Below are 23429 nucleotides of genomic sequence, written 5' to 3'. Positions count from 1 at the left end.
TTACCCAGCCGGCTGACGAGATGAGCAAGAGCGAACGCCCCAACCCGCTGTTCCGCAACCTCAATGCGAAGGTCGCCTCGATCCCGATGATCCTCACCGCTGGGGTGGTTTTCGTCGGCGGCACCCTTTGGACGGTGCTCTATTCCTTCACCAATTCGAAGCTCTTACCGCGGATGAATTTCGTCGGGCTCGACCAGTATTACCGGTTGTGGGTGACGCCGCGCTGGCTGATCTCGATTGAGAACCTTTTGATCTACGGCGCGATCTCGCTGGTGTTCTCGTTGGTCATCGGCTTCCTCCTTGCCGCGCTGCTCGACCAGAAGATACGCTTCGAGGACACGTTCCGGACCATCTTCCTCTATCCCTTTGCGCTCTCTTTCATCGTCACCGGCCTTGTCTGGCAGTGGCTGCTCAATCCGGATTTCGGCATCCAGCATGTGGTGCGAGCGCTGGGTTGGGAGAGCTTCAGCTTCGACCCGCTCTACAATTCCAGCATCGTCATCTACGGCATATCGATCGCGGCACTGTGGCAAGGCACCGGGCTCATCATGTGCCTGATGCTGGCCGGCCTGCGTGGCATCGACGAGGACATCTGGAAGGCGGCGCGGGTGGATGGGATACCGATGTGGAAGACCTACCTGTTCATCGTCATCCCGATGATGCGGCCGGTCTTCATCACCACGCTCGTCATCATCGCCTCCGGCATCGTCAAGGTCTATGACCTCGTCGTGGCCCAGACCAGCGGCGGCCCGGGCATCGCCTCCGAGGTGCCGGCCAAGTACGTGTACGACTACATGTTCTTCGCCCAGAACCTCGGCCAGGGTTTTGCCGCTTCGACCATGATGCTGCTCTCGGTGGTGATCGTCATCGTGCCATGGGCCTATCTCGAATTCGGGCGGCGCAAATGACCATGGCAAACACCCCCGCTCCAACAATCGCCGCCTCCAGCCAGGACATCGCCGGGCCCCACGGCCCGAAACCGCGCCGTATGCTTTCGCGCCGCAACATCTTTCTCTACGGCACACTCTTTGTCGTGGCGGCCTACTACCTCCTGCCGCTTTACGTGATGGTCGTCACTTCGCTCAAGGGCATGCCGGAGATCCGGCTCGGCAACATCTTCTCGCCGCCGCTCGAGATCACTTTCGAGCCGTGGGTCAAGGCGTGGTCGTCAGCCTGCACCGGCCTCAACTGCGACGGGCTTTCGCGCGGCTTCTGGAATTCGGTGCGCATCACCGTGCCGTCGGTGCTGCTGTCGATCGCCATCGCCTCGGTCAACGGTTACGCGCTGGCCAATTGGCGCTTCAAGGGCGCCGACACGTTTTTCGTCATCCTGATCGTCGGCGCCTTCATTCCCTACCAGGTGATGATCTACCCCATCGTCATCATCCTGCGCGAGATCGGCCTCTACGGCAGCCTCAGCGGGCTGGTGATCGTCCATTCCATTTTCGGCATGCCTATCCTGACGCTTCTGTTCCGCAACTATTTTTCCTCGATGCCGGAAGAACTGTTTCGGGCGGCGCGCGTCGACGGGGCCGGCTTCTGGGGCATCTTCCTGCGCATCATGCTGCCGATGTCGCTGCCGATCTTCGTCGTCGCCGTCATCCTGCAGGTGACCGGCATCTGGAACGACTTCCTGTTCGGCGTCGTCTACACCCGCCCCGACACCTATCCGATGACGGTGCAGCTCAACAACATCGTCAACTCGGTGCAAGGCGTGAAGGAGTACAACGTCAACATGGCCGCCACCATCCTGACCGGGCTTGTGCCGCTTATCGTCTATTTCATTTCCGGCAAGCTTTTCGTCCGCGGTATCGCCGCCGGCGCGGTGAAAGGGTGATGGCGATGACGGCAGCCAACGGCACCAGCGTTTCGATCCAGAACCTGTCGCTCAATTTCGGTGCGGTCTCGGTGTTGCAGACGCTCAATCTCGATGTCGCGGAGGGCGAGTTCATCGTGCTGCTCGGCCCCTCCGGCTGTGGCAAGTCGACCTTGCTCAACTGCATTGCCGGCCTGCTCGACGTCTCCGAAGGCCGCATCTTCATCAAGGGCAAGAACGTCACCTGGGAAGAGCCCAAGGACCGCGGCATCGGCATGGTGTTCCAGTCCTATGCGCTCTACCCGCAAATGACGGTGGAGAAGAACCTGTCCTTCGGGTTGCGGGTCGCCGGCACGCCAAAGGACGAGATCGGCAAGCGGATCGCGCGGGCAGCCGAAATCCTGCAGATCGAGCCGCTGCTGCAGCGTAAACCGGCGGCGCTCTCCGGCGGCCAGCGACAGCGCGTGGCGATCGGACGGGCGCTGGTTCGAGATGTCGACGTGTTCCTGTTCGACGAGCCGCTCTCCAATCTCGACGCCAAGCTGCGTGCCGAGCTGCGCGTCGAGATCAAGCTTCTGCATCGCAAGCTGCAGAACACCATGATCTATGTCACCCACGACCAGATCGAGGCGATGACGCTGGCCGACCGCATTGCTGTGATGAAGGGTGGCATCATTCAGCAGCTCGATGCGCCGCAGACTATCTACAACCGCCCGGTCAACCGCTTCGTCGCCGGATTCCTCGGCTCACCCGCGATGAATTTCATCGATGGGCAACTCGAAAACGCGGACGGCGGTTGGCGGTTCGTGGCCGACGCTCTCAAGATTCCGCTCGGCACTTATGACTTTGCCGGGCATCCAGCACCCGGCCCGGCCGTACTCGGTATCAGGCCCGAGCATGTGAGCCTGAACAGTGGCACGGACTGGCCGTTCTCGACAGTCGCCAATGTCGAGGTGGTCGAACCCATGGGCTCCGACACGCTGGTCTGGCTGAAGCTTGCCCAGCAGAATTTCAGCGTTCGGGTCACCTCGGAACGCACGCCCAACAACGATGAGGCGGTGACGGTCGGCTTCGATCCGATGCGCGCTTCGCTCTTCGATAGCGCAACCGGCAATCGCATCTAGCTTTCGAGAACCACTCTCCCAACGACAATCCACAAGCAGAACGGACAGAGACGATGAACTGGTCATTCCAACTTTACAGCGCCCGCAATTTCCAGCCCTGGGAAGGCGTCCTCGAGACGCTCGGCAAGCTCGGCTACACCCAGGTCGAAGGCTTCGGTGGCGTCTATGATGATCCCAAGGCCTTCCGCGCCGAACTCGACAAGAACGGGCTCGCCATGCCGACCGGGCATTTCTCGATCGACGCGCTCGAGAACGATTTCGACGGCGTGCGCAAAATTGCCGACGCGCTCGGCATCACACTGCTCATCTGTCCTTTTTTGATGCCCGACCAGCGCCCATCCGATGCCGCCGGCTGGCGCGGTTTCGGCGAGCGTCTGGCCAAGGTTGGCGACGCCGCGAAAAGGGCCGGCTACGGTTTTGCCTGGCACAACCATGATTTCGAGTTCAAGAAACTTGCCGACGGCTCGGTGCCGCAGGAACTCATCCTCGCGGCAGCGCCAGACATCGGCTGGGAAATCGACGTCGCCTGGGTGGTGCGCGGCGGCGACGATCCGCTGGCGTGGATCGAGAAGCATGGCAAGCGCATCAGCGCCGTCCACGTCAAGGACATGGCCAAGCCCGGCGAGGGACTGGACGAGGACGGCTGGTCGGATGTCGGCCATGGCACGATCGACTGGGCCGGCCTGATCAAGGTGCTCCGCGCCAAGAGTGCGGCCCAATACTACGTCATGGAACAGGACAACCCGAACGACATCGAGCGCTTCGCCCGCCGCTCGATCGCAGCCGTCAAGACCTACTAGGAGCAATCAGCATGGCAAAGAAACTTGGCATCGGCGTCATCGGCTGCGGCAACATTTCGAAGGCGTATTTTTCGCTGGCGCCGCTGTTTCGCGGCATCGAGATGCGAGCCTGCGCCGACATCAACATGGAGGCGGCGAAGGCGCGGGCAAAGGAGTTCAAGCTGCGCGCCGAAACCGTCGACGACCTGCTCAAGGCCGACGACATCGACATCATCGTCAACCTGACCATCCCAGCGGTGCATTTCGAGGTGTCGAAGCAGGTGCTCGACGCGGGCAAGCACGTCTATTCGGAAAAGCCCTTCGTGCTGTCGGTCAAGGAAGGGCTCGACCTGAAGAAACGCGCCGAGGCCAAAGGCCTGCGCATCGGTTCGGCGCCCGACACGTTCCTCGGCGGAGCGCATCAGCTGGTCCGCGACCTGATCGACACCGGCAAGCTCGGCAAGATCACCAGCGGCACCTGCCACGTCATGGGCCACGGCATGGAGCACTGGCACCCCAATCCGGACTTCTTCTTCCAGCCCGGCGCGGGACCGGTGCTCGACATCGGGCCGTACTACATCACCAATCTGATCCAGCTGATCGGACCGGTGAAGCAGGTGGCGGCCTTCGCGTCGACGCCAGCCAAGGAACGCACCATCAGCTCAAAGCCGCGCGCGGGCGAAAAGATCCCGGTCAACACGCCGACGACCATCCACGGCCTGCTGGAGTTCGAGAATGGCGCCGTGATCACGCTGAACACCAGCTGGGACGTCTGGGCGCATGGTCACGCGCCGATGGAACTCTATGGCGAGGCGGGCACGGTGTTCGTGCCAGATCCGAACTTCTTCGGCGGCGACGTGCGCTTCACCGAAGACAGCAAGCCGGTCAAGAAGCTGCCGAAATGGAAGCACCCATTCGGCGTTCCCAACGAGATGCATTCGCAAGGCATGATGGCCAACTACCGCACTGCCGGCCTCGCCGACATGGCGGTGGCGATTGCGGAAGGCAGGCCGCACCGCTGCTCGATGGAACTGGCGCTGCATGCCGTCGACGTGATGACTGGGCTGTTGCGCTCAGGCGAAACCGGCAAGTTCGTCGCCATGCAGACCAGCTGCGAACGGCCGGCCGCACTTGGCGTCAAGGAGGCCAAGGCGCTGTTGGCGAAGAAGAAGTAGACCAGGCACCCAACCCTCTCCCCGTTCCGGCCGGGAGGGGGTAAGGGTGGGGGGCAGAGCCGACTCGCCGCATTGTCGCGATGGCAGCCGACTGGCTCGCTTCCATTTGAGGATTTTCCCATGCCCTACATCCCCGCCGAAAACCGCTACGAGAACATGATCTACAACCGCTGTGGTCGCTCCGGCCTGAAGCTGCCGGCGATATCGCTGGGGCTGTGGCACAATTTCGGCAATGACACACCGCACAAGACCAAGCAGGCGATCGTGCGTCGGGCTTTCGACCTTGGCATCACCCATTTCGACCTCGCCAATAATTACGGTCCGCCACCCGGCTCGGCCGAGACCGCTTTCGGCGAAATCCTGCGCACCGACTTCGCCGGTTATCGCGACGAGCTGATCATCTCGACCAAGGCCGGCTACGAGATGTGGGCCGGTCCCTACGGCGAATGGGGCGGGCGCAAATACGTGCTGGCCAGCCTCGACCAGAGCCTGAAGCGGATGGGGCTCGACTATGTCGACATCTTCTATTCGCACCGCTTCGATCCCGACACTCCGCTGGAAGAAACGATGGGTGCTCTGGACCATGCCGTGCGCTCGGGCAAGGCGCTCTATGCCGGCATCTCGTCGTACAATTCGCAGCGCACGCGTGAGGCCGCCGATATTTTGAAGCAGCTTGGCACGCCTTGCGTCATCCATCAGCCGAGCTATTCGATGCTCAACCGCTGGGTGGAGGAAGACGGCTTGCTCGATACACTCGAAGGGCTCGGCGTCGGCTCCATCGTGTTCTCGCCACTGGCGCAAGGCATGCTGACCGACAAATATCTCGGTGGCATTCCCGAAGGCAGCCGCGCCTCCCAGGGCAAATCGCTGAAGACAGCCTTCATCAACGACAGGACCATCGCCAACATCAAGGCGCTCGATGCCATCGCCGGCAAGCGTGGCCAGACACTGGCGCAGATGGCGCTGGCCTGGGTGCTGCGCAAGGGCAAGGTGACCTCGGCGCTGATCGGTGCCAGCCGGCCGGAACAGGTCGAGGACTGCGTTGGTGCGCTCAAGGTGCTTGACTTCAGTGATGCCGAACTCGCCGAGATCGATAGCTATGCACGCGAGTCCGACATCAATTTGTGGGCGGCTTCGGCCGAGCGCAAAGGTCCGCCGAGAAAGTAAGCTCGGTAAGCCGGCAAATAAAAACGGCGGGACCTCTCCCGCCGTTTTTCATGTGAGGCGAATTGCCTTCGCTTCAGGGCGTGGCCGGTTTCTGGGCGGTGCCTAGCCCTGCGTTGGGCTTTGCCGGCGCCGGCGTTTTCATTTTCGTCTCGATCCAGCCGGTGTAGTTGGCCAGCCGTGTGTAGATGCCGTAGGCGTCCTTGTGGCCGCAAGCCGCACTCCCGTCCGCCGGGCCTTCGCCCCAGCTGACGACGCCGACCTGGACCGGACCGTCGGCGCCGGTCATGAACAGCGGACCGCCGCTATCGCCGTTGCAGGCATCGCGCACGCCGCTGGTGGTGCCGGCGCAGATCATGTTGCCGGTCAGCGGGTCGGTCATGTCGGCGGCAATCGCATTGGCGGCTGCTTCAATGCCTCTTTCCGAATAACGCATGCGGTGGGACAGATCGCCAAGTGCGGCCTTCAGATCATGCGCATAGATGGCCTTGATGCCGCTGTTGCAGGCGTTGTTCGGCTGCAGGTCGAGGTCGGCAACCATCAGCGTGGTCGGAAAGGTGCCATCCTGCATCTTGCCCCAGCCGGTGACAGTGGTCTTGCCGGTGTCGGGTGTGGCGTCATGGGTGACCCTGATGGTCGGCGCATCGGCCGGCTCTGCAAGCCGCAGCAGGCCGAGGTCGTTGTCAAGCGTTTGCTCGCTGTAGCCCTCGTTGACGACGACCTCCACCACCTTGTGGCGCTTGCCCTCGCTGAGATCGGTGGCGCCGGTCAGCACGGTGACGGCGTCGGGCGAAATCGGCTGGCCCTTGTCGTTGAGGCAGTGGGCCGCCGTCAGCACCCATTGCGGCGCGATCAGGCTGCCGCCGCAGAATTGCGCATTGGCCTGCGAGGCCGGGTTCTCGTCCAGCCTGTCGGTAGTGAGCAGCGCGACCTGAAACGGATAAGCGCCCTTTTCGGCCTGGTTGCCGCCATACACGCGATCGGCGCCCTCGGGATTTTCCGCCGCAGCCTTGGCCTTGGCATCCGCAACGCGTTTCATCGGCGAGACCGCCGCTTCGGGCCTGGCGGTGTCATCCGCCTGGCTGGCGCTGACGGTGGCAAGAGCCGAGGCGATAGCGAGCGCCGACGCGGCGACGATCGGCCTGAACCGATGGATGATGTGCACCTGAAATCCTCCTGAGACACGTTCCCGAACGAGCCACTCCGGCGCATGATCAACGAAACAGTCGCCAGCAAGCCAGGCGTCGCTTCGCGGATCGCGTTCCCGTGCGGAACCCGTTCAAAACCCTATAGCCCCCCACGGGCTACGTGGAAGCGATTTGTCATTCCAATGTTGTATTAATTTAGGCAGTATACCGGTGCGGGTGTCTTTGGCGGGGGCCTTCGACAGACCGCGTGGGGTGATGATCAGGTTCAGGCGCCGGTAACCAAACTCATTTTTCGGCTTCACCACGATCTCGACAATATTTCTGTATTTTGATCAAGTCCTTGCTGACTTTTGGGAGAGTCTCACCATGACAAAACTGACAAACGCTATCATTGCGTCCGCATTGCTTTCCACTGCAATGTGGACGGTCCCTGTTTTCGCCGCCGATCCTGGCTCCGCCAGTGCCGGAAATGGCGAAAGCATGCGGGACGTAACTTCAGGCGACTACAAGCCCGGGCGGGCAAAACCAATCGCATCGCCGAAGCTGACTGACGAAGACAGCCGCGCCGCGCCGCTTGCTGACGAGGCAACGGCTGTCAAATCCTATGGCATCGTCGGGCGTTCCGCCGATGGCAAGGAGATCAAGATCGAGCCGAGCGAAGCGTTGCGGGATCTTATCATCAAGGAACTGAACGCGCCGGCCAATGGAAAGGACGGGGCGCAGCGCAAGACCGAAGATCCTGACCTTGGCGAAGGCGAAGCCGGCCGTCAGGTTTTCGGCACTGACGATCGCGAGCAGGTCAAGAACACCAAGACCTATCCGTTCTCGGCAATCGGATATCTCGAAGCCAAATCGCCGAAGACGGGCAACTATGGCAGTTGCTCGGCGACACTGATCGGCCCGCGCACCGTGCTCACCGCGGCGCACTGCCTCTACAGCCATGAGGACAAGGACTGGCTCTCCGAGTATCTGTTCGTGCCAGGCCTCAACGGCAGCACTGCCGACGACGCACCGTTCGGCGCCTTCACTTATGAAAGCGCCTACGTGCTGCAGGGCTTCATCGACAACTACCAGGGCTATTATGGTTCGGTCATCCCGTGGGATCTCGGCATCATCACGCTGAAGCAGGATGTCGGCACCAACCTCGGCTGGCTGGGGTACGCCAACTATGACGATCTCGGCGACTTCACCGCCAACTTGGTCGGCTATCCCGGCGACAAGCCGATGGGCACGATGTGGAAGGCGAACTGCGAAGTGCATGCCGAAAACATCGCTCCGGAATACTTCCAATATGACTGCGATACGTTCCCGGGGTCGAGCGGCAGCTCGGTCTATGCCTACGACAACAGCTCCAAGCAGCGCATCATCACCGGTGTCAACGTGGCGGAAAGCCCCGACGCGAACACTGCCGTGCGCTTGAACGCGGCCAACATCCAGTGGATCAACAGCCTGTATAAATAATTGCTGCGCAGTCACTGTGAAGACAAAGGGCGGCGGGGCAATCCTGCCGCCTTTTTTCATCCCGGTGCTTCCATGCGGCTTCTCTTGCACGAGGCCGGCTCGCCGACTACGCTCAAGGGGGCCAAGGGGTTGGCATCCAAAGGGGCTCAAGGGATGGCGCGGGCAAGAGCAGTGTTCGGGATCGCGGCCGCATCGATGCTGGCCGCGGTGATGCTATCACCGTGCTTCGCTGATCCGGCGACCGGTCCTGACGGCGGCGCCTGGGCGGAACGGGTACAGATCCTCTACCAGGCAGACACGCGCTCAGTGCTGCGCAGGATGGTCCGGGCTTGGGATTTCCATCCTGAGAAGAATCTCGACTTCGTCTGGGAGCCGGCGGCGGGCCAGTCGCCCGACCGGACGATCGCCGACGACGGCACCATCACCGGCAAGGGCAGGCTGGTGTGGCGGGTGCGCGGCTCGGCGAGCTATGATCCCAAAACCATCTATTCCAGCTATTTCGGTGATATCCGCAATGGTCGACCCGACGGGCAAGGCCGGCTCGAGCTGCGCTCGGGCGAGGTTTTCGACGGGCATTGGCTTGCCGGGCAACTCAACGGCAAGGGCATTCATGTCGACGCCGACGGCAACCGCTATGAAGGTCAGTTCGTCGCCGGCATCCCGAATGGCGAGGGGCGGCTGCTATCGAGGACCGGGGAGATTTTTGCCGGCTCATTTATCGACGGGTTGAAGAACGGCAAGGGCCGCACGCGACTTGCCGGAGGCACCATCTACCAGTCGCAATGGGCGATGGGCAAGGAGGTCGGCGGAACGCGCCCCGACGTGCTGGCCGATGCCAGGGTCGGCGGGCTGCTCAAGGCGCAGACCGGTGGCCGCGATGCTGACAAGGTCGAGATCGGCGTCGCCGTCGACCAGCGCATGACTCAGCAATCCGATATGCAGTACCAGCATCTGGTGCGCGACGCGGATATCGCGATCTATCCGCTGTCGGACCAGTACAATGACGGCTGGAACGGCACCGGCCAGGTCACCACCAGCAATGTCTATGAAGGTATGAACTGGGAGGACGCGCCGGCCTTTGCCGAGGTCGACCTGAAGACATCGGACCAGTCCAGGGTCAAGCTCGACAGTCTGGAAATGAAGGTCGCCGCCAGCGATGCCTATCGCAAGCCGATGCTGTCGATCTCGGAGCATTTCGGCTGCGTCGGCTTCCGCCCGGATTTCTCGATCATCAACAATGGCTGGGGTGAGCCCAAGGACATGAAAATGTCGATCCAGTTCACCACGGTCGACGACGAAGGCAATCCAACAGGTGATCCCAGCCGCATGTTCAGCAAGGACGTCGGCAGTTTCGGCGAGGGCGTCGACGTGTCGATCAAGAGCGTGCTCGCAGAGGCCGGCGTCGACACGGCCAGCCTGGAGACGGGGCGGTTTCCCTGTCCTTCTGTGGACAGTCTCAATGTCTGCCGCAGCCAGCTCACCAACAAGATCAAGTTCGGCGAGGTCGCCGACTATCTCGGCACCATGCAACAGGCGATGACGCTGAATGCGATCGGCAAGTTCGACTATTCCTGGTCGGACGACGAAGGTCATGTCTACCAGCAGAGCGAGCCGTTCCGCACCTCTATCACCATGGCGGTTTTCGAGACCCCGGAAGCGATGGCCGAATGCGGCGATGGCGGCGGTGGCACGCCGGAAGCGATGCGCTACCAGAACATCGAATTCCCGATCGGCAAGCATGACTACACCATCGCCATGCCGGTGCGCGGCAACAAGAAGATCAGCGCCTACACGGCGCGGCTGAAGATGTGGTCGTCGATGTCGTCGATCCATAGCTTCAGCATCGCCGCGCATTTTGCCGATGGCAGCGTGCGCGAGAGCAAGCCGGTGACCTTCTTTTATTTTCGGCCGAAGCAGTCGCTGTTCGAGACCAAGACCGAGCCGGCGGCCTGTTATCTGCCACGCGACATGGTCGGCTGCGGTTAGGGTGCATTGATATTCAGGTGATGCCGGCGTGCAAACGGCAGCTTCCTGCGCTTCCGGTGCTCACGTACTTTAAGTACGCTCCGCTCCGGTTCTCGGAACCTACCTTGTTTGGTCGCTTCGCGCCCGTCTTCGACTCCGGCTCGGCCTGACCGGAATCTCAACACACCCTGGCGCACCTATTCGCGGCCCATCTCGAAATAGTTGGGCAGCGGCAAAAGCCTCGTGAAGATCGTGCCATGGGCAAAGACGCGCAGTTCCAGCATCGATCCCGACGATCGCTCGGCGCTCTGGTCGAAGAGGAAATTGCCGAGCGAATAGACCTCCGCCACATCGCCGCCGGCAAGCGGAACGATCGCCTCGCTCGACACATGTGGATGGCCGCCGACGATGGCCGAGATCCCACGCAGCCGCATCTGATCGGCAAGCATGTTCTCGCGCGCCGACGGTTCGGTCTTGTACTCGCGGCCCCAGTGAACGAAGGCGACCACCGGCCGCTCGGCGTTCTGGTGCAGCAGCCGGTCAAGCAGGGCAGGCGTCAGCAGATCGGTGTTCTTCGAGCCGTTGGTGTCGATGTCGGTCAGGCCGACAAGGTCGAGATCTGCAAGCGCCAGCGTTTCACCCTGGCCGAAATGCCGGATGCCGGCATCGTCTAGCGCGCGCAGCGTCTCGGCATAGCCTGACAGGCCGAGATCATAGGCGTGATTGTTGGCGAGCCCGACACCGGCGATATGCAGCCTCTTCAGCATGTCGACAGCCAGGTCTTGCGGCATCGCCAGCGTCATGTCGTCGATCGCTTCCGGCACGTTGGGCAAGATGACGCCTTCGAGGTTGACGAACAGCGGCCGTGAACCGGTGAGGGCCAAAACGCTGTCAACGATCCGGTCGGCAACGCCGTCGCGGACCAATATCTTCTTCATGGCGCGGCCGAAATTCACGTCGCCGGCCAGATAGTAGATCCTGTCCTTTGGCCGTGCCGGGTTGTTGAAACCGGGAGCGAAGGCACCGAATAGCGCCACGACATAGCTGGTGGTCCGCTCGACATAGTCCGGCGTGTGTTCCTGCGAGTTCTCGTTGGCGACGACCAGCGGCTGGGCGCCGAACAGTTCGCGCTGCAGCCTGGTCTGGATGTAAAGCGCACCAACGGAATCGGCGTGAGCGGGCTGGCGAAGCGCCGCTATGCCATTGAGCGACCCGGCGGCCAGCATGTTCAGCGTCTGCTGGTCGAAGCGCCGTGCGTCGTGCTGCGGCAGATAGTGCGAGAAGTCGGTGGATTCGACGATCAGCGTGTCCTGGTCGACGATCGGCTTCAGAGCCTCGGCCAGCGTGTCCCAATCACCGCGCCGCGCCTTGACCGACATCGCCACCGGCACGATTTTCGCCTCGGGAAAGTAATGGCGCAGGAACGGCAGCATGGCGCGCACGCCATGTTCCTTGTCGAACAGGCAGGACTCCTCGACCATGTCGCCGTGCGTTTCGAGCTGGCGCACCGCTTGTACGTCGGCGGCGACCGGGCCAAGCACGGTATCGAAGCCGTGCAGCGTGGTGGCGTACAGTTTGTGAGTCTTGTGGAAATGGTCCGGCGACAGGATGACGATGCGCTTGTAGCGGAAGCCGGACGCCGCCCGGAAACCCAGCGCAACCAGATCTGCGGCCAGAAGATGATGCGGGACGGTGATGCCGGTCAGCCGCTGGTTTGATGGCTCGATATCGGCCATGTTTGCGATGGCATCCTTGAACACTTTGGCGTCGTCGTAGAAGGGCGGGAAGTTATTGGCGCCGGGCGGGCAAATTATGGGCGCGGCAGCGGCGTGAAGGGGCAGGAGGGACGACAGCATTGCGACGAATACAGCCAACCACTTGGCCATAAGTCGGCACATGTCTTGGCGCAGACCTAATCCCCTCATGGCTCGGCGAGCACGATGTTCTCCACGCCGCCGACATAGTAGAACGGCTTCTGCTTCGATGACGTCAGCCGCACCACCTCGCGTGAAATGTAGTCGGCAAGGCCGAACAGCGTAACGCCGCCGTCCGACGTCCTGGCCTTGCCGCGCAGGCCTTCGAGGATCGAATAGGTGAAGACGCCATGGCCAAGTTCGGGCAGTTCGGCGGCGGTGTTGTTGGCGGCGGTGGCCGAAAACACGACAATGCGCGCATCCTGCGCGTCCTTTTCCAGGCGCGGGTTGAAGGCGTTGGCGGCATGGCAGGTGTCGAGCAGCATGAAGCGCATGCCCTTGGCCCGCTCGACCGATTTCTGGATGTCCGACCAGTCAACAAGCGAGGAGCGCTTCCAGCGCTCGGCATCCTGTTTGCGGCCGTCGGTCGGGATGAAATAATAGTCCTCGTCGATGTTGATGCCATGGCCGGCGACGAAGATGATGGTGGTGTCGTGCTCGCCCGGTCTGTCGAGGAAATCGGCGAGCTGGTCGTCGATCGTATCGGAGTCGGGCTCCATGATGCCGTCGGCGCTGGCGATCGAATAGGTCTGCCTGGCCTTGTCGGGGGTCTCGTCGAGCGCTTCACGGTTGACGAGAACCAGCGTCTCCATCGATGAGAACAGCGGCGCCGATTTCTGCGAAATCACCTTGAGAAATTCGGTGGCATCATCGACGGGGTAGCGCAGGTCGCAGGCGTGGCCCGAACAGGCGTCGGTCAGGAACGGATATCTGTCGACACCGATGACCGCGACATAGAGCTTGCCCTTGGCCTCGGCCTTCTCGGTCTTCCTTGCCAGCGCCGTTACGCTGCGTTCGGTCAGATAACCGAATTCGTTGGTGCCGGTGATGCGGATGGTGTTTTCGCCATTCTCGACCGGTATCTCGACGATGGTGTTGTTGCCGTCCAACGACCGGGCGGTGACGTCGCCGACATTGCGGCTGTTCGACATGATCGAGAAGCCGGCGACATCGGTCCCGGCTTGCCCCGCACCGGTGATCTCGACCACGACATAACCGTCACGCACCTTGCTCTGGTCGGCGGCGAGGCGGATCTCGAATTCCGGCGGCTTGCGCTGCAGCAGCTTTTGCAGCTCGTTGTCGACGCCTGGCCGCATCTCTTTGACCGCCTGTTTGGCGCTGTGCAGGATGATCGCGCGACGAACCATCTCCGGGCTCCAGAGATATTTCTTCAATTGGCCGGCGCGGATGAAGCGGCCTTCATGGTCGCGGCCCTGGTTGACCTGCCAGCCGATCAGCTTGTCGCCCTCGTCGGAGGAATAATAGTAGCCCTGCGGCATCCACGCGATCCATTGCGAGCCGGCGAAGAACATCGACACGATCAGCTCGTGCGTCTTCAGGTTCCACAGCCTGAGCGTCTGGTCGGCACTGCCGGTGACCAGCAGGCCGGCTTTTTCCGAGGCAACCAAGGCGTTGATTTCGCCGGTGTGGCCGGTGAATTCGCCCGACATTCTCGCTGTCGCGGTCCGATATTCGAGCAGCGTGCCGTCATTGCCGCCGGTGATCAGGCCAAGGCCATTGTCGATCAGGGTGAAGGCCGAATGTACAAAGCCATCAGTAGCATCGTTCTCGATGCTGCGTACCACATTGCTCCCATTGGCGATCTCCAGCACCGCGTTCTCCAGCGCGTCCTTGCCTCCTTCCCTGGCGCGCAGCGACCACTGGCCGTCTGTCAACGCGGCGCGGGCAAACGAGCCCGACTCTACCAGCGGCTGCGGGTCGTCGAAGAAACGCTCGGTGGTCGGCAGCACCAGGCTGTTGTCCAGTGCGCCTTGTTCCTCCGGACAGGACACGCGCTCGGGGCAAGGGTTGGCATTGCCCCAGGCGATGACGTCATTCGCCAGGTCGATCCCGACGGCGGTCACCGGCTCACCCACTCCCTGCAGCAGGGCCTTGCGCTCGCCGGTTGCGGGATCCCAGACCTGGATGGCGTTGCGCGTGCCGCCGGCGGTTGCCACCAGCGAGCCATCGGCATTGGCGGTGCTGGCATAGACCGTGCCGTCATGGCCGGTATAGTCGAGCACCTTCTCGCCGGTGTCGGTGTTCCAGATGATGGAGCGGTGCTTGTCGGCGCAGCGATAGCCGCAGGAGGCGACCAGCCGCGACCCCTTGGCAAAGGTCAGGGAGCCGATGAGGAAATCCTGCTTCGGCATGGCGTGCAGCAGCGTGCCGTCGGCTGCGTGCCAAAGTTGCACCTGCCCGTCCTTGCTGCCCGTGGCAAACAGGCTGCCATCCTGCGACACCGCCAGCGTCATGACACTGATATCCCTCAGCGGCTCGGCTTCGGTCGGCAAGGTGATCTCCTCACCCTTCGCGACGTCCCAGAGCCGGATGCCGTTGTCGGTGGTGGTCGCCGCCAGCCTAGTCCCCGTGGCGGCGAAGGCGAGCTTGTCGATGTGCCAGGAATCGGCATCGAGCTTCTTGTCCAGCGCCCAGCCGGTCGCGGATTTGTCGTCCAGCCGCCAGAGATAGACGACACCGTCGGCGCCCCCGGCAGCTAGGGTTTTGCCGTCGGGAGAGAAGGCGAGGTCGTAGGTTGCGTAATCGGCGGCCTTGAGCACCGCCTTCATCTTGCCGGTGGCGAAGTCGAACAGCCGGATGTCGCCATAGGGTGGCTTGTCGCCGAGGCTGGCGCCGAAATAGCCGCCGGCCGCGATCGTCTTGCCATCCGGCGAGACCGCGACCGCGAAGATCTTGCCGTCGCTGCCATTGCCGAGATAGCCGCGAATGGTGCGCAGCGTCACCCCGCTCTGCCAGTCCCAGATGCGGATGGTCTTGTCGTTCGATGCCGAGACGATGTCATCGCCATCGGGCGTGAAGGCGAGGTCGGTGACCTGCGCACTGTGACCGCCAGTGTCAAGATCGAGGTGGAAGTCAGCCGCCTCTTCGGCGCGAGCAGCCGATGCGATAGCAAGCGCACCGGCCATGGCCAGCCAGCAGCAGGCACGCATAAGGCGGCGGGCTGCTTCTCCCATCGCTATTTGACTTCGGCCGCGGGTTGCCCATTGCGCACATAAGCCTCGATCGCCGTGGCGAAAGTGGGTGAACCAGTCTTGCGCTGCTTGTCGACATAGCCGGCAAAATAACTCCAGAACGAGACGGCATAGTCACGAAAATAAGCGTCGGTCACTCTGCGCGAACACAGGTCGCCGTCGATGCAGAAGGACAGGCGGTTGAGGAAATAGACGATGCGGTCGAAATTCTCGCTGAAATCGGCGAGTGGCATGTCGCCACCGCTGGCGGTCATCGCCTCGATGCCGATCCGCTGCCGGAACACCTGCTCCTCGGTCGGCGAGGGATTGGCGCTGAGCAGATTGTCGTATTTGGCGTTGAGGGCCGCAAGACGATCTTTCAGCGCGCGCTGAGCCTGCTGGTAGTCCTTGGTTTCCCAGAGCTCAACCAGCGACATGGTCTGCTCGACGCGCTTCTGCTCCTGGTTGGCGAGGAACTGGTAGATCGAGAACATCAAGGTGAAGATGATGGCCAGACGCACCAGCAGGCCCGACCAGGCATAGATCAGCATGCGCCAGTCGCGGTCGGTGAACGGGTTCGCTTCCTTCTTGATCTCGTGGCTACTCGGCCAGGGAAAACCCTCGGTGGTTTCCGGCAAAGCCGGCTTCGTGGCCGACGCCTTTGCGGGGGCGGCGGCAGCTGCCGTTTGCCTGGTGTTGGCCGCCGGTTTTTTCATTGGCAGCTGTCCAGTTCGATGACGGCGGAGGGATCCAGTACGATGCCGGGCGCCTCCAGCTTCTTTTTCAGGCATTGCAGCTGCAGGCGCGAAATCATGAACTGCACATCGGGCTCCGCCGCTCCCTTGTTCGGTGACGGCAGCGCTTCGACCACGCCGCGCGAGGCGCAGCCACTAAGGTCGACCACGACCGCGCCGTTGCCGCTTTTGGCGATCTGATCGTACTGATCGAGAAAACAGGTCGCCAGTTCCGAATTGGTGACGATCTGCTTGGCACAAAGGCCGCAGGCCTCATCCGCCGAAGCATTGGCGATCAGCAACAGGCTTCCGGCAAGGCCGGCCACCGCTCCACGCCAGGAAAACATAGAATTCTTCACAATCGATCCTATCCGCTTGATCCGGCCGTCATGCGCCATTGCGCCGGCCGGGAATGTTCTCATATCGCGCCGATCGCGCAAGAGCCGGCCCGGCCCCTGTGCCGGCATTCGGTCAGGCGCGTGGCACCGTCTCCATCGGGAAGATCATGACCGCGCCCTTCGGGCCGCTCTTGTCGGCAAGCCGCATCACCGAGCGGGTTGCCGGCGCCATGCCGATATCGGTCAGCATGTCGGAGAAGCTGGCAGGGCCCAGCCCGCGCGTCATGGACGCAACGCCGTCCTGCGCCAGGAAGCTCAGATCCTCCTTCTCGCTTTCCGGCGGCGCCTCGGTCAAAACCGCGATCATCCTTTCCATGCCGAAGCTGGTGTCGGTGAAGGCCAGCAGCCCCTCTTCGAGCGTGGCTTGCGGCGCCAGGCGCTCGGCGACGATGTGGGTGATCGAACAGTCGCTGCCGACATAGAGCACGTTGATGTCGACCAGCAGATCAGAGCCGTTCCTTGCCAGCACATGCACTTCGTCGCCCGGCGAGACGCGGGGAACGACGGAAGCCTGCAACGGCTCGAGGCCGTCCTTGCCACGGCGTTTGACCTGGAACTGGACGTCGACGTCCTCCGGCTTGTAGTCGGAAGCCGCCGCCAGCCGCGACAGCCCGGTGGCACGGAAGATAGTGCGCAGATTTCTGGTCGTCGCCTCGACCAGCTTTTTCCGGTCATCCATGTGAATGATGATCAGCGGCGGCTTGCCGCCGTCCTTCAAGGTCACGTCGCCCGAGGCCGGCAGGAACCACAGCGCCGGCTTGTCGGTCGCGTCCTTGGCAGCGCCGGCAATGGCATTCTCGCGCATTACTGCAAAGCGAAGCTCGGCGCTCTTGCCGGGGTCGACCAGTTCGATATTGAAGCCGGTTTCCTTGGCCGTAGCCAACTCATCGAGAACCGAATTGACCAGAGCGGTTTCCTTCTCCAGTCCCTTGGTCGCCGCCGGCCGCGCTACGGCGAGCTTGTAGTCGACGGCGATCTCGGCCACCCGCGCATAGGCGTTGGCGGGAATATCGGCGAGCTTCAGCGCCGGCTTTTTGTCGAATTCGACTGGCTTGACCCGGCTCTCCAGGTTCCTGGCTGACTGCACCTCGAGATAGCCGACAGTGTCGGAAAGCTGCGACAGCGCTGACGGCAGGATGGCGAGCTTGCTGCCGGGGGTGAGGCGATGCAGCAGGCCGGCGCCGATCGTCGCTTCGCCGTCCTTGATGACCACGGGCCATTGCATGACCGCGTCCGTCTTGTCGGTGCCGAACACGCGGGCGTCGAGTTCGCCCTCGAACAGCGGTGTCGGGCGCGTGCGGCTGTCGGCCGAATATTGCTGCAGCACGGCCTGGCCGAGCTGGCGATAGGTGACGTTCGGGTTCTCGGCCAGTTTCGACAGGATGGTGAAGGTAAACAGGCCGAACCGGGGTGCATCCGTCGTGCCCTTGGGCAGCGGCATCTCCGGCGTCGTCTCCACCGTCTGCGCGGCATAGAATGCGACCAGCTTGCCCTTGGCGATCGGTTCGCCGCCGGTCGGGGTCAGGTTGAAGGCGGGCTTGCGCGTGCCGCTGTCGTCGACGCCGCGCGAGCCGGCCGCGGATGTCACCTCGTTGTAGGCCTTGATCGCCGCGGCCCGCTCGGCTTCGCTGCCGCCGACCAGGTCGGCGAACTCGACCTTGCGCTCCATTTCGTCGTCGACCTCGACGGCACGGGTCGCGGTGCCGGAATGGCAGCAGTCGAACACGACCCAGACGAAGGCGCCCTTGTTGCGGATGGCGTCGAGCGCGGCACCGATTTCGTCGTCGAGCAGCGCATTCGGCACACCGGCATCACGATTGATCCATTTGTCGATGTCGACGGGCAGGAAAATCTCGTCGAGACCGTCGGTCTCGTCGCCCTTGACCCTCTCCGGTTGCTGTGCGCCGTGGCCGGACAGGTGCAGATAGACGAAATCGTCGCGCTGCACCTTGGCGGCGAGGTCGGCCAGGGCGGCCTTGATAGCGGCATGGGTCGGCAAACCATTGGCGCCCGGGACGTCCTTGGCCAACAACGTGACATTCTCCGGCGCGAACCGCACCGGATCGGGCACGTTCTTCAACAGGTACTCGTGGACGAGGCCGGCATCGTTCTTCGGTCCGATCAGCCAGTTCCTCTGTGGCAAGTTCGGATATTCGGTGCAGGCGACCAGCAGCGCATGGTAAGTGCGCGATGCAGCCATGGCCCTGAACGACACCATGCCAGCCATCGTCAGCGCGGACGTGCCGACCAGCAGCGTCCGCCGCGTCAATTTGATCATGATTGCTTCCCAAGCCCGATCGAATTTCCCAAGCGCGGCAACCCTTGCCGAAGATCTTGTCAGTATTTTGAATGTCGCATCGCAGAGCAACCTGCCTGTTACCCTGCCCCGGTCGACGATAGGCTTCTCGACAGCCTTCCGGGGCAGAGATGTTGGAAACAGTAGCAAAAATACCTGTTCGTCGCTATCTGATGGACAGGGATCGTTTGCGTGCGGAAATGATGCGCAATCGACGCAAGACAGGTTGGAAACAGGATCATGGCGGCAAGGGATGTGCTGACGAAGAACCAGCTGTGCGTGCTCGAAAAACTCGAGGCCGCCAGTGGGCCGCTCAGCGCCTACACCTTGCTCGACCAACTGCGCGAGCGCGGTTTTCGCGCGCCGCTGCAGGTCTACCGGGCACTCGACACGCTGGTGAAGTCCGGCTTCGTGCATCGGCTCGAAAGCATCAACTCCTTCGTCGCTTGCGCCGAGCCGCATGACCACAGCCATTCGATGACCGCCTTCGCCATCTGCGACACCTGCGGGCAGGTCACCGAAATGTCGGATCACGATGTCGACCACCGGCTGGACGAATGGGTGCGCTCGACCGGCTTCGCCGCCAAGAAGGCGGTGATCGAATTTCGCGGGACGTGTGCGAAGTGTTTGGCTGAAGCGGCCTAACGCGCGGTCGACCAGGCAAACCAGAACGCAACGAGCGCCAGCAAGGCCGAAAGCAGCCGTCGGCTGGTTCGCTCCAGTCGTGGATCGTCGAGGAATGGCTGCAGCGCTCCCGCCAACACGACGATCAGTCCATGGATGGCTGTCGCGATGGCTACATAGGTCAGGATAAGCAGGACAGTCTGCGCAAGTATCGGCCGTCCGGCCTCGACGAAGGTGGGCAGCACGGCGACATAGAAAATCGCCGCCTTCGGATTGAGGAGATTGGTGACAAATCCGCGCCAGAAATACTTCCCACCCGGATTGCCATTGTTCGAAACCACATCGGTTCCAGCGGTCCAACCTTCCCAAGCGAGATAAAGCAGGAACAGAATGCCTGCCCAGCGGAGACCCTCGTAGAGCAAGGGCGACGCCTGAATCACTTCGGCGACGCCCAAGGCGGCGATGCCGCCAATGGCCGCCAGACCCGACGCGATGCCCGCCACGGTGGCGAAGCCCGCGCTGCGGCCGTGGCTCGCCGAAACCAGCGCCAGATAAGTCATGTTGGGGCCTGGCGTCAGTTCGATCAGCATCGACGCCAGCGCGAAAGAGAGGAATGTGGCCGTTGAAAACGGCAGCATTTCGCTCACTTCAATGGGCCTCGTCCCAGTTGTTGGCGGCGCGGGCGTCGACATGCAGCGGCACCGACATCGACACCGCCGGCATCGCCGCGTTTTCCATGATGTGACGCACGACGGGGATCGTCGCCTCGACTTCCGCCTCGACCGTCTCGAAGATCAGCTCGTCATGCACCTGCAGCAGCATGCGGGCCGACAGCTTGGCCTTCTCCAACGCCTCGTCCATGCGCACCATGGCACGGCGGATGATGTCGGCGGCGGTGCCTTGCAAGCGGGCGTTGATCGAGGCGCGCTCGTTGAACGCGCGGACCGAGGGATTGGAGGATCGGATGTCAGGATAGTGGATGCGGCGGCCGAAGATCGTTTCGACGAAGCCGTGCTCGCGGGCATAGGCCTTGGTCTCCTCGATGTAGTCGCGGATGCCGGGGAAGCGCTCGAAATACTTCTTGATGTAGTTGCTCGCTTCCTCGCGCGGGATCGACAGCTGGTTGGCGAGGCCGAAGGCGGAAATGCCATAGATGATGCCGAAATTGATCGCCTTGGCGCGACGGCGAACTTCCGAAGGCATGCCCTCCACGGGCACGTTGAACATTTCCGATGCGGTGATGGCGTGAATGTCGGCGCCATCGGCGAAGGCCTGTCGCAGTTGCGGGATTTCGGCGACGTGGGCGAGCACCCGCAGCTCGATCTGGCTATAGTCGGCCGAGACCAGCCGGTTGCCCTTGTCGGCGATGAAAGCGGTCCTGATCTTGCGGCCTTCGGCGGTGCGCACCGGAATGTTCTGCAGGTTCGGATCGGATGACGACAGCCGGCCCGTCGTCGTCGCCGCCAGTGCGTAGGAAGTGTGGACGCGCTTGGTGTCCGGATGGATGAAGCCCGGCAGCGCATCGGTGTAGGTCGATTTCAGCTTGGTCAGCTGGCGCCAGTCGACGATCTTGCGCGGCAGTTCATGGCCTTCGGCGGCGAGGTCTTCGAGAAGCTGCGCTGAGGTCGACCATTGCCCGGTCTTGGTTTTCGAACCCCCGGGCAGACCCATGCGGCCGAACAGGATGTCGCCAAGCTGTTTTGGCGAGCCGATGTTGATGCGTTCGCCGATGAGCTGATAGATTTCCTCTTCGAGGCGAGCGGCGCCCTGCGCCAGTTCGCCCGAGAGCCGCGACAGGATCTGCCGGTCGACGGAGATGCCGCGCTGTTCCATACGCGCCAGCACAGGCACCAGCGGCCGCTCCAGCCGTTCATAAACCGACACCAGGCCTTTGGCGGCAAGCCGCGGCTTCAGCACCAGCCAGAGCCGCATCGTCATATCGGCGTCTTCGGCGGCATGAGCGGTCGCCCTGTCGATGTCGACCTGATCGAAACCGACGGAGCTTTTGCCGGAACCGGTAACGTCCTTGAGCTGGAGAGGGGTGTGGCCAAGCCATTTCTCGGCAAGCGAGTCCATGCCGTGACCATGAGGGGTGCCGGCATCGAGCACATAGGAGATCAGCATGGTGTCGTCAAAAGGCGCGACATCGATGCCGTAGCGGCTCATGATGACCAGATCGTATTTCAGGTTCTGTGCGATCTTGAGAACCGACTTGTCCTCCAGCAGCGGTTTCAGCACGGCCAGCGCCACGCGAAGCTGGATCTGGTTTTCGACCGCGCCGCCCCCGAGCAGATCACCGTTGCCGCTCTTGTGGGCAAAAGGAATGTAGGCGGCGCGGCCGGGCGCCGTGGCGATGGACATGCCGATCAACTCGGCCTGCATCGGATCAGCCGACGTCGCCCTCACGTCGAAAGCAGCAAGTCCGGTCTCGGTTGCCTCGGCGACCCAGGCTTTCAAGGTCGCGACATCGCGGATGCAATGATAGGCTGACGTTTCGATCTTGCGGGTGGCGGCGCTCTCCAACCGCAGTGCGGCGAGCAGGGAAGGGGTGTCGCCGCTGATGGGTTTGTCGGCGCCCGGGGCCTGGTCCGCCGCGCCGTCTTCGCCGGCCCTGGCAGGTCGGACAACGCTGGAAGTTCCCGCGCCGACATCGGGGCCATGCGCGGCGTCGGCACGCTCGACGGTCACCGCGACGGCCTGGACGTCGCCGGCCTCGGTGCCGGTTGCTTCCGCCACGCGGCGGGTCAGCGAGGTGAATTCCATGGTCTTGAGGAAGCCGATCAGCTTCGGTCCGTCCGGCGCGTGCAGGATGAAGTCGTCCAGACCCTCTGCCACCGGAACGTCGGCCTTCAGCGTCACCAACTGGCGTGAAATGCGCGCCTTGTCTGCGTTGGCGATGATCGATTCGCGCCTTTTGTCCTGCTTGATCTCGCCGGCGCGGGCCAGCAGCCCGTCGAGGTCGCCAAACTGCTCCAGCAGTTGCGCCGCCGTCTTCGGCCCGATGCCGGGCACGCCGGGCACATTGTCGACGGAATCACCCGTCAGCGCCTGCAGGTCGACCATCTTTTCCGGCGGCACACCCCATTTCTCGATGACTTCCGGAATGCCGATATGGCGGTCCTTCATCGGGTCGTACATGCCGACCGTGGCGCCGACCAACTGCATCAGGTCCTTGTCGGAGGAGATGATGGTGGTGTCGCCGCCTGCTTCGCAAGCCAGCCTGGCATAAGTGGCGATCAGGTCGTCGGCCTCGTAGCCTTCGATCTCGATGCAAGGCAGGTTGAACGCCCTGGTCGCCTGGCGGATCAGGCCGAATTGCGGGATCAGGTCTTCCGGCGGCGCCGAGCGGTTGGCCTTGTATTCGGGGTAGAGATCGTTGCGGAAGGTTTTCGAGGAATAATCGAAAATAACGGCGAAATGCGTGGGCACAATGCCTACATCCGTGTTGCGGGCATCCAGCATCAGCTTCCACAGCATGTTGCAGAAGCCGGAAACGGCGCCGACCGGCAGGCCGTCGGATTTGCGGGTCAGCGGTGGCAGTGCATGATAGGCACGGAAGATGTAACCGGAGCCGTCGATAAGGAAGAGATGATCGCCTTTTTTCATGTCGGCAGGGATAGCGCGGCTCGATGCTGCGGTCCATGCCAAAGGCGCCGGCACCCACCGGTTCCGGCAACACCCTGACAGAATGGCAGCGGCCGGCCTGCTCACGCCCATGTTACAAAAGTGTAATTTTCATGCCCTTGAATCGCCACGTTCAAAGACCCAAATAAACGTCATCGGCAGTTTTCGCCGAAGTC

The 23429-nt window shown here is 62.5% G+C and carries 17 protein-coding genes; 9 read left to right on the top strand and 8 right to left on the bottom strand.

Annotation, left to right across the window (positions count from 1 at the left end; translation table 11 throughout):
* Positions 1 to 20: 20 nt before the first annotated feature.
* The 6 genes from AC0ZT5_RS18530 to mgrA all read left to right on the top strand — a co-directional run bounded on the left by AC0ZT5_RS18530 (position 21) and on the right by mgrA (position 6061).
* Complete coding sequence (locus tag AC0ZT5_RS18530; RefSeq protein WP_488497589.1) at positions 21 to 908, top strand: carbohydrate ABC transporter permease; 888 nt, start codon at positions 21 to 23, stop codon at positions 906 to 908.
* Entirely contained in the window at positions 905 to 1837 is a 933-nt protein-coding gene (locus tag AC0ZT5_RS18525; RefSeq protein WP_488497588.1) for a carbohydrate ABC transporter permease, read from the top strand. Before AC0ZT5_RS18530 ends, AC0ZT5_RS18525 begins: the two co-directional genes overlap by 4 nt.
* A 5-nt stretch (positions 1838 to 1842) precedes the next feature.
* Positions 1843 to 2940: an ABC transporter ATP-binding protein gene (locus AC0ZT5_RS18520; protein WP_488497645.1), complete on the top strand. Its 1098-nt coding sequence runs from the start codon at positions 1843 to 1845 to the stop codon at positions 2938 to 2940.
* Between the two features lie 53 nt (positions 2941 to 2993).
* Positions 2994 to 3740 carry a sugar phosphate isomerase/epimerase family protein gene (locus tag AC0ZT5_RS18515; protein ID WP_488497587.1) on the top strand — a complete coding sequence of 249 codons (747 nt, stop codon included), beginning with the start codon at positions 2994 to 2996 and terminating at the stop codon, positions 3738 to 3740.
* 11 nt (positions 3741 to 3751) lie between these two features.
* Positions 3752 to 4894, top strand: a complete 1143-nt coding sequence (locus AC0ZT5_RS18510; protein ID WP_488497586.1) for a Gfo/Idh/MocA family protein — start codon at positions 3752 to 3754, stop codon at positions 4892 to 4894.
* Between the two features lie 120 nt (positions 4895 to 5014).
* Positions 5015 to 6061 (top strand): L-glyceraldehyde 3-phosphate reductase, encoded by a 1047-nt coding sequence (gene mgrA / locus AC0ZT5_RS18505; protein ID WP_184876992.1) that lies wholly within the window; start codon positions 5015 to 5017, stop codon positions 6059 to 6061.
* Positions 6062 to 6134: 73 nt separating this feature from the next.
* On the opposite strand, the gene AC0ZT5_RS18500 is transcribed toward mgrA, so the two are convergent.
* Positions 6135 to 7223, bottom strand: coding sequence for a S1 family serine peptidase (locus AC0ZT5_RS18500; protein ID WP_488497585.1), 1089 nt, complete (start codon positions 7221 to 7223; stop codon positions 6135 to 6137).
* A gap of 349 nt (positions 7224 to 7572) precedes the next feature.
* On the opposite strand from AC0ZT5_RS18500, the gene AC0ZT5_RS18495 reads away from it, so the two are divergent.
* Both AC0ZT5_RS18495 and AC0ZT5_RS18490 read left to right on the top strand, forming a co-directional pair.
* Positions 7573 to 8667 (top strand): trypsin-like serine peptidase, encoded by a 1095-nt coding sequence (locus AC0ZT5_RS18495; protein WP_477285591.1) that lies wholly within the window; start codon positions 7573 to 7575, stop codon positions 8665 to 8667.
* Between the two features lie 72 nt (positions 8668 to 8739).
* Positions 8740 to 10653 carry an MORN repeat-containing protein gene (locus AC0ZT5_RS18490; protein WP_488497584.1) on the top strand — a complete coding sequence of 638 codons (1914 nt, stop codon included), beginning with the start codon at positions 8740 to 8742 and terminating at the stop codon, positions 10651 to 10653.
* Positions 10654 to 10829: 176 nt separating this feature from the next.
* On the opposite strand, the gene amrB is transcribed toward AC0ZT5_RS18490, so the two are convergent.
* From amrB to AC0ZT5_RS18465, 5 genes are all read right to left on the bottom strand, one after another.
* Positions 10830 to 12506, bottom strand: a complete 1677-nt coding sequence (amrB, locus tag AC0ZT5_RS18485; RefSeq protein WP_488497583.1) for an AmmeMemoRadiSam system protein B — start codon at positions 12504 to 12506, stop codon at positions 10830 to 10832.
* A 47-nt stretch (positions 12507 to 12553) separates the two neighbouring features.
* Positions 12554 to 15580, bottom strand: a complete 3027-nt coding sequence (locus tag AC0ZT5_RS18480) for a caspase family protein (RefSeq protein WP_488497582.1) — start codon at positions 15578 to 15580, stop codon at positions 12554 to 12556.
* Between the two features lie 2 nt (positions 15581 to 15582).
* A complete protein-coding gene (locus AC0ZT5_RS18475) occupies positions 15583 to 16293 on the bottom strand; it encodes a DUF4760 domain-containing protein (protein WP_488497581.1) in 711 nt (236 codons plus the stop codon).
* Positions 16290 to 16613: a hypothetical protein gene (locus AC0ZT5_RS18470; protein ID WP_488497580.1), complete on the bottom strand. Its 324-nt coding sequence runs from the start codon at positions 16611 to 16613 to the stop codon at positions 16290 to 16292. Before AC0ZT5_RS18470 ends, AC0ZT5_RS18475 begins: the two co-directional genes overlap by 4 nt.
* Positions 16614 to 16782: 169 nt before the next feature.
* Complete coding sequence (locus AC0ZT5_RS18465) at positions 16783 to 18987, bottom strand: caspase family protein (protein ID WP_488497579.1); 2205 nt, start codon at positions 18985 to 18987, stop codon at positions 16783 to 16785.
* 258 nt (positions 18988 to 19245) lie between these two features.
* Between AC0ZT5_RS18465 and AC0ZT5_RS18460 the strand changes: the two genes are divergently transcribed.
* The gene (locus AC0ZT5_RS18460) at positions 19246 to 19650 is read left to right on the top strand and encodes a Fur family transcriptional regulator (protein WP_095084745.1); all 405 of its coding nucleotides are present in this window, start codon (positions 19246 to 19248) and stop codon (positions 19648 to 19650) included.
* Here AC0ZT5_RS18460 and AC0ZT5_RS18455 read toward each other — a convergent pair.
* Together AC0ZT5_RS18455 and polA are read right to left on the bottom strand one after the other, a co-directional pair.
* Complete coding sequence (locus AC0ZT5_RS18455; protein WP_488497644.1) at positions 19647 to 20267, bottom strand: LysE family translocator; 621 nt, start codon at positions 20265 to 20267, stop codon at positions 19647 to 19649. The genes AC0ZT5_RS18460 and AC0ZT5_RS18455 overlap by 4 nt on opposite strands.
* A 10-nt stretch (positions 20268 to 20277) precedes the next feature.
* Entirely contained in the window at positions 20278 to 23235 is a 2958-nt protein-coding gene (gene polA / locus AC0ZT5_RS18450) for a DNA polymerase I (RefSeq protein WP_488497578.1), read from the bottom strand.
* Positions 23236 to 23429: the final 194 nt, after the last annotated feature.

Source organism: Mesorhizobium sp. CNPSo 4670, from assembly GCF_057784235.1.
This window is presented reverse-complemented; position numbering and strand designations above follow the sequence as displayed.

What these genes read in the sequence shown, in the direction of transcription:
- AC0ZT5_RS18530 (WP_488497589.1), top strand. Translation starts at nt 21, where the DNA reads ATGAGCAAGAGCGAACGCCCCAACCCGCTGTTCCGCAACCTCAATGCG.
- AC0ZT5_RS18525 (WP_488497588.1), top strand. Translation starts at nt 905, where the DNA reads ATGACCATGGCAAACACCCCCGCTCCAACAATCGCCGCCTCCAGCCAG.
- AC0ZT5_RS18520 (WP_488497645.1), top strand. Translation starts at nt 1,843, where the DNA reads ATGACGGCAGCCAACGGCACCAGCGTTTCGATCCAGAACCTGTCGCTC.
- AC0ZT5_RS18515 (WP_488497587.1), top strand. Translation starts at nt 2,994, where the DNA reads ATGAACTGGTCATTCCAACTTTACAGCGCCCGCAATTTCCAGCCCTGG.
- AC0ZT5_RS18510 (WP_488497586.1), top strand. Translation starts at nt 3,752, where the DNA reads ATGGCAAAGAAACTTGGCATCGGCGTCATCGGCTGCGGCAACATTTCG.
- mgrA (WP_184876992.1), top strand. Translation starts at nt 5,015, where the DNA reads ATGCCCTACATCCCCGCCGAAAACCGCTACGAGAACATGATCTACAAC.
- AC0ZT5_RS18495 (WP_477285591.1), top strand. Translation starts at nt 7,573, where the DNA reads ATGACAAAACTGACAAACGCTATCATTGCGTCCGCATTGCTTTCCACT.
- AC0ZT5_RS18490 (WP_488497584.1), top strand. Translation starts at nt 8,740, where the DNA reads ATGCGGCTTCTCTTGCACGAGGCCGGCTCGCCGACTACGCTCAAGGGG.
- AC0ZT5_RS18480 (WP_488497582.1), bottom strand. Translation starts at nt 15,580, where the DNA reads ATGGGAGAAGCAGCCCGCCGCCTTATGCGTGCCTGCTGCTGGCTGGCC.
- AC0ZT5_RS18475 (WP_488497581.1), bottom strand. Translation starts at nt 16,293, where the DNA reads ATGAAAAAACCGGCGGCCAACACCAGGCAAACGGCAGCTGCCGCCGCC.
- AC0ZT5_RS18465 (WP_488497579.1), bottom strand. Translation starts at nt 18,987, where the DNA reads ATGATCAAATTGACGCGGCGGACGCTGCTGGTCGGCACGTCCGCGCTG.
- AC0ZT5_RS18460 (WP_095084745.1), top strand. Translation starts at nt 19,246, where the DNA reads ATGGCGGCAAGGGATGTGCTGACGAAGAACCAGCTGTGCGTGCTCGAA.
- AC0ZT5_RS18455 (WP_488497644.1), bottom strand. Translation starts at nt 20,267, where the DNA reads ATGCTGCCGTTTTCAACGGCCACATTCCTCTCTTTCGCGCTGGCGTCG.
- polA (WP_488497578.1), bottom strand. Translation starts at nt 23,235, where the DNA reads ATGAAAAAAGGCGATCATCTCTTCCTTATCGACGGCTCCGGTTACATC.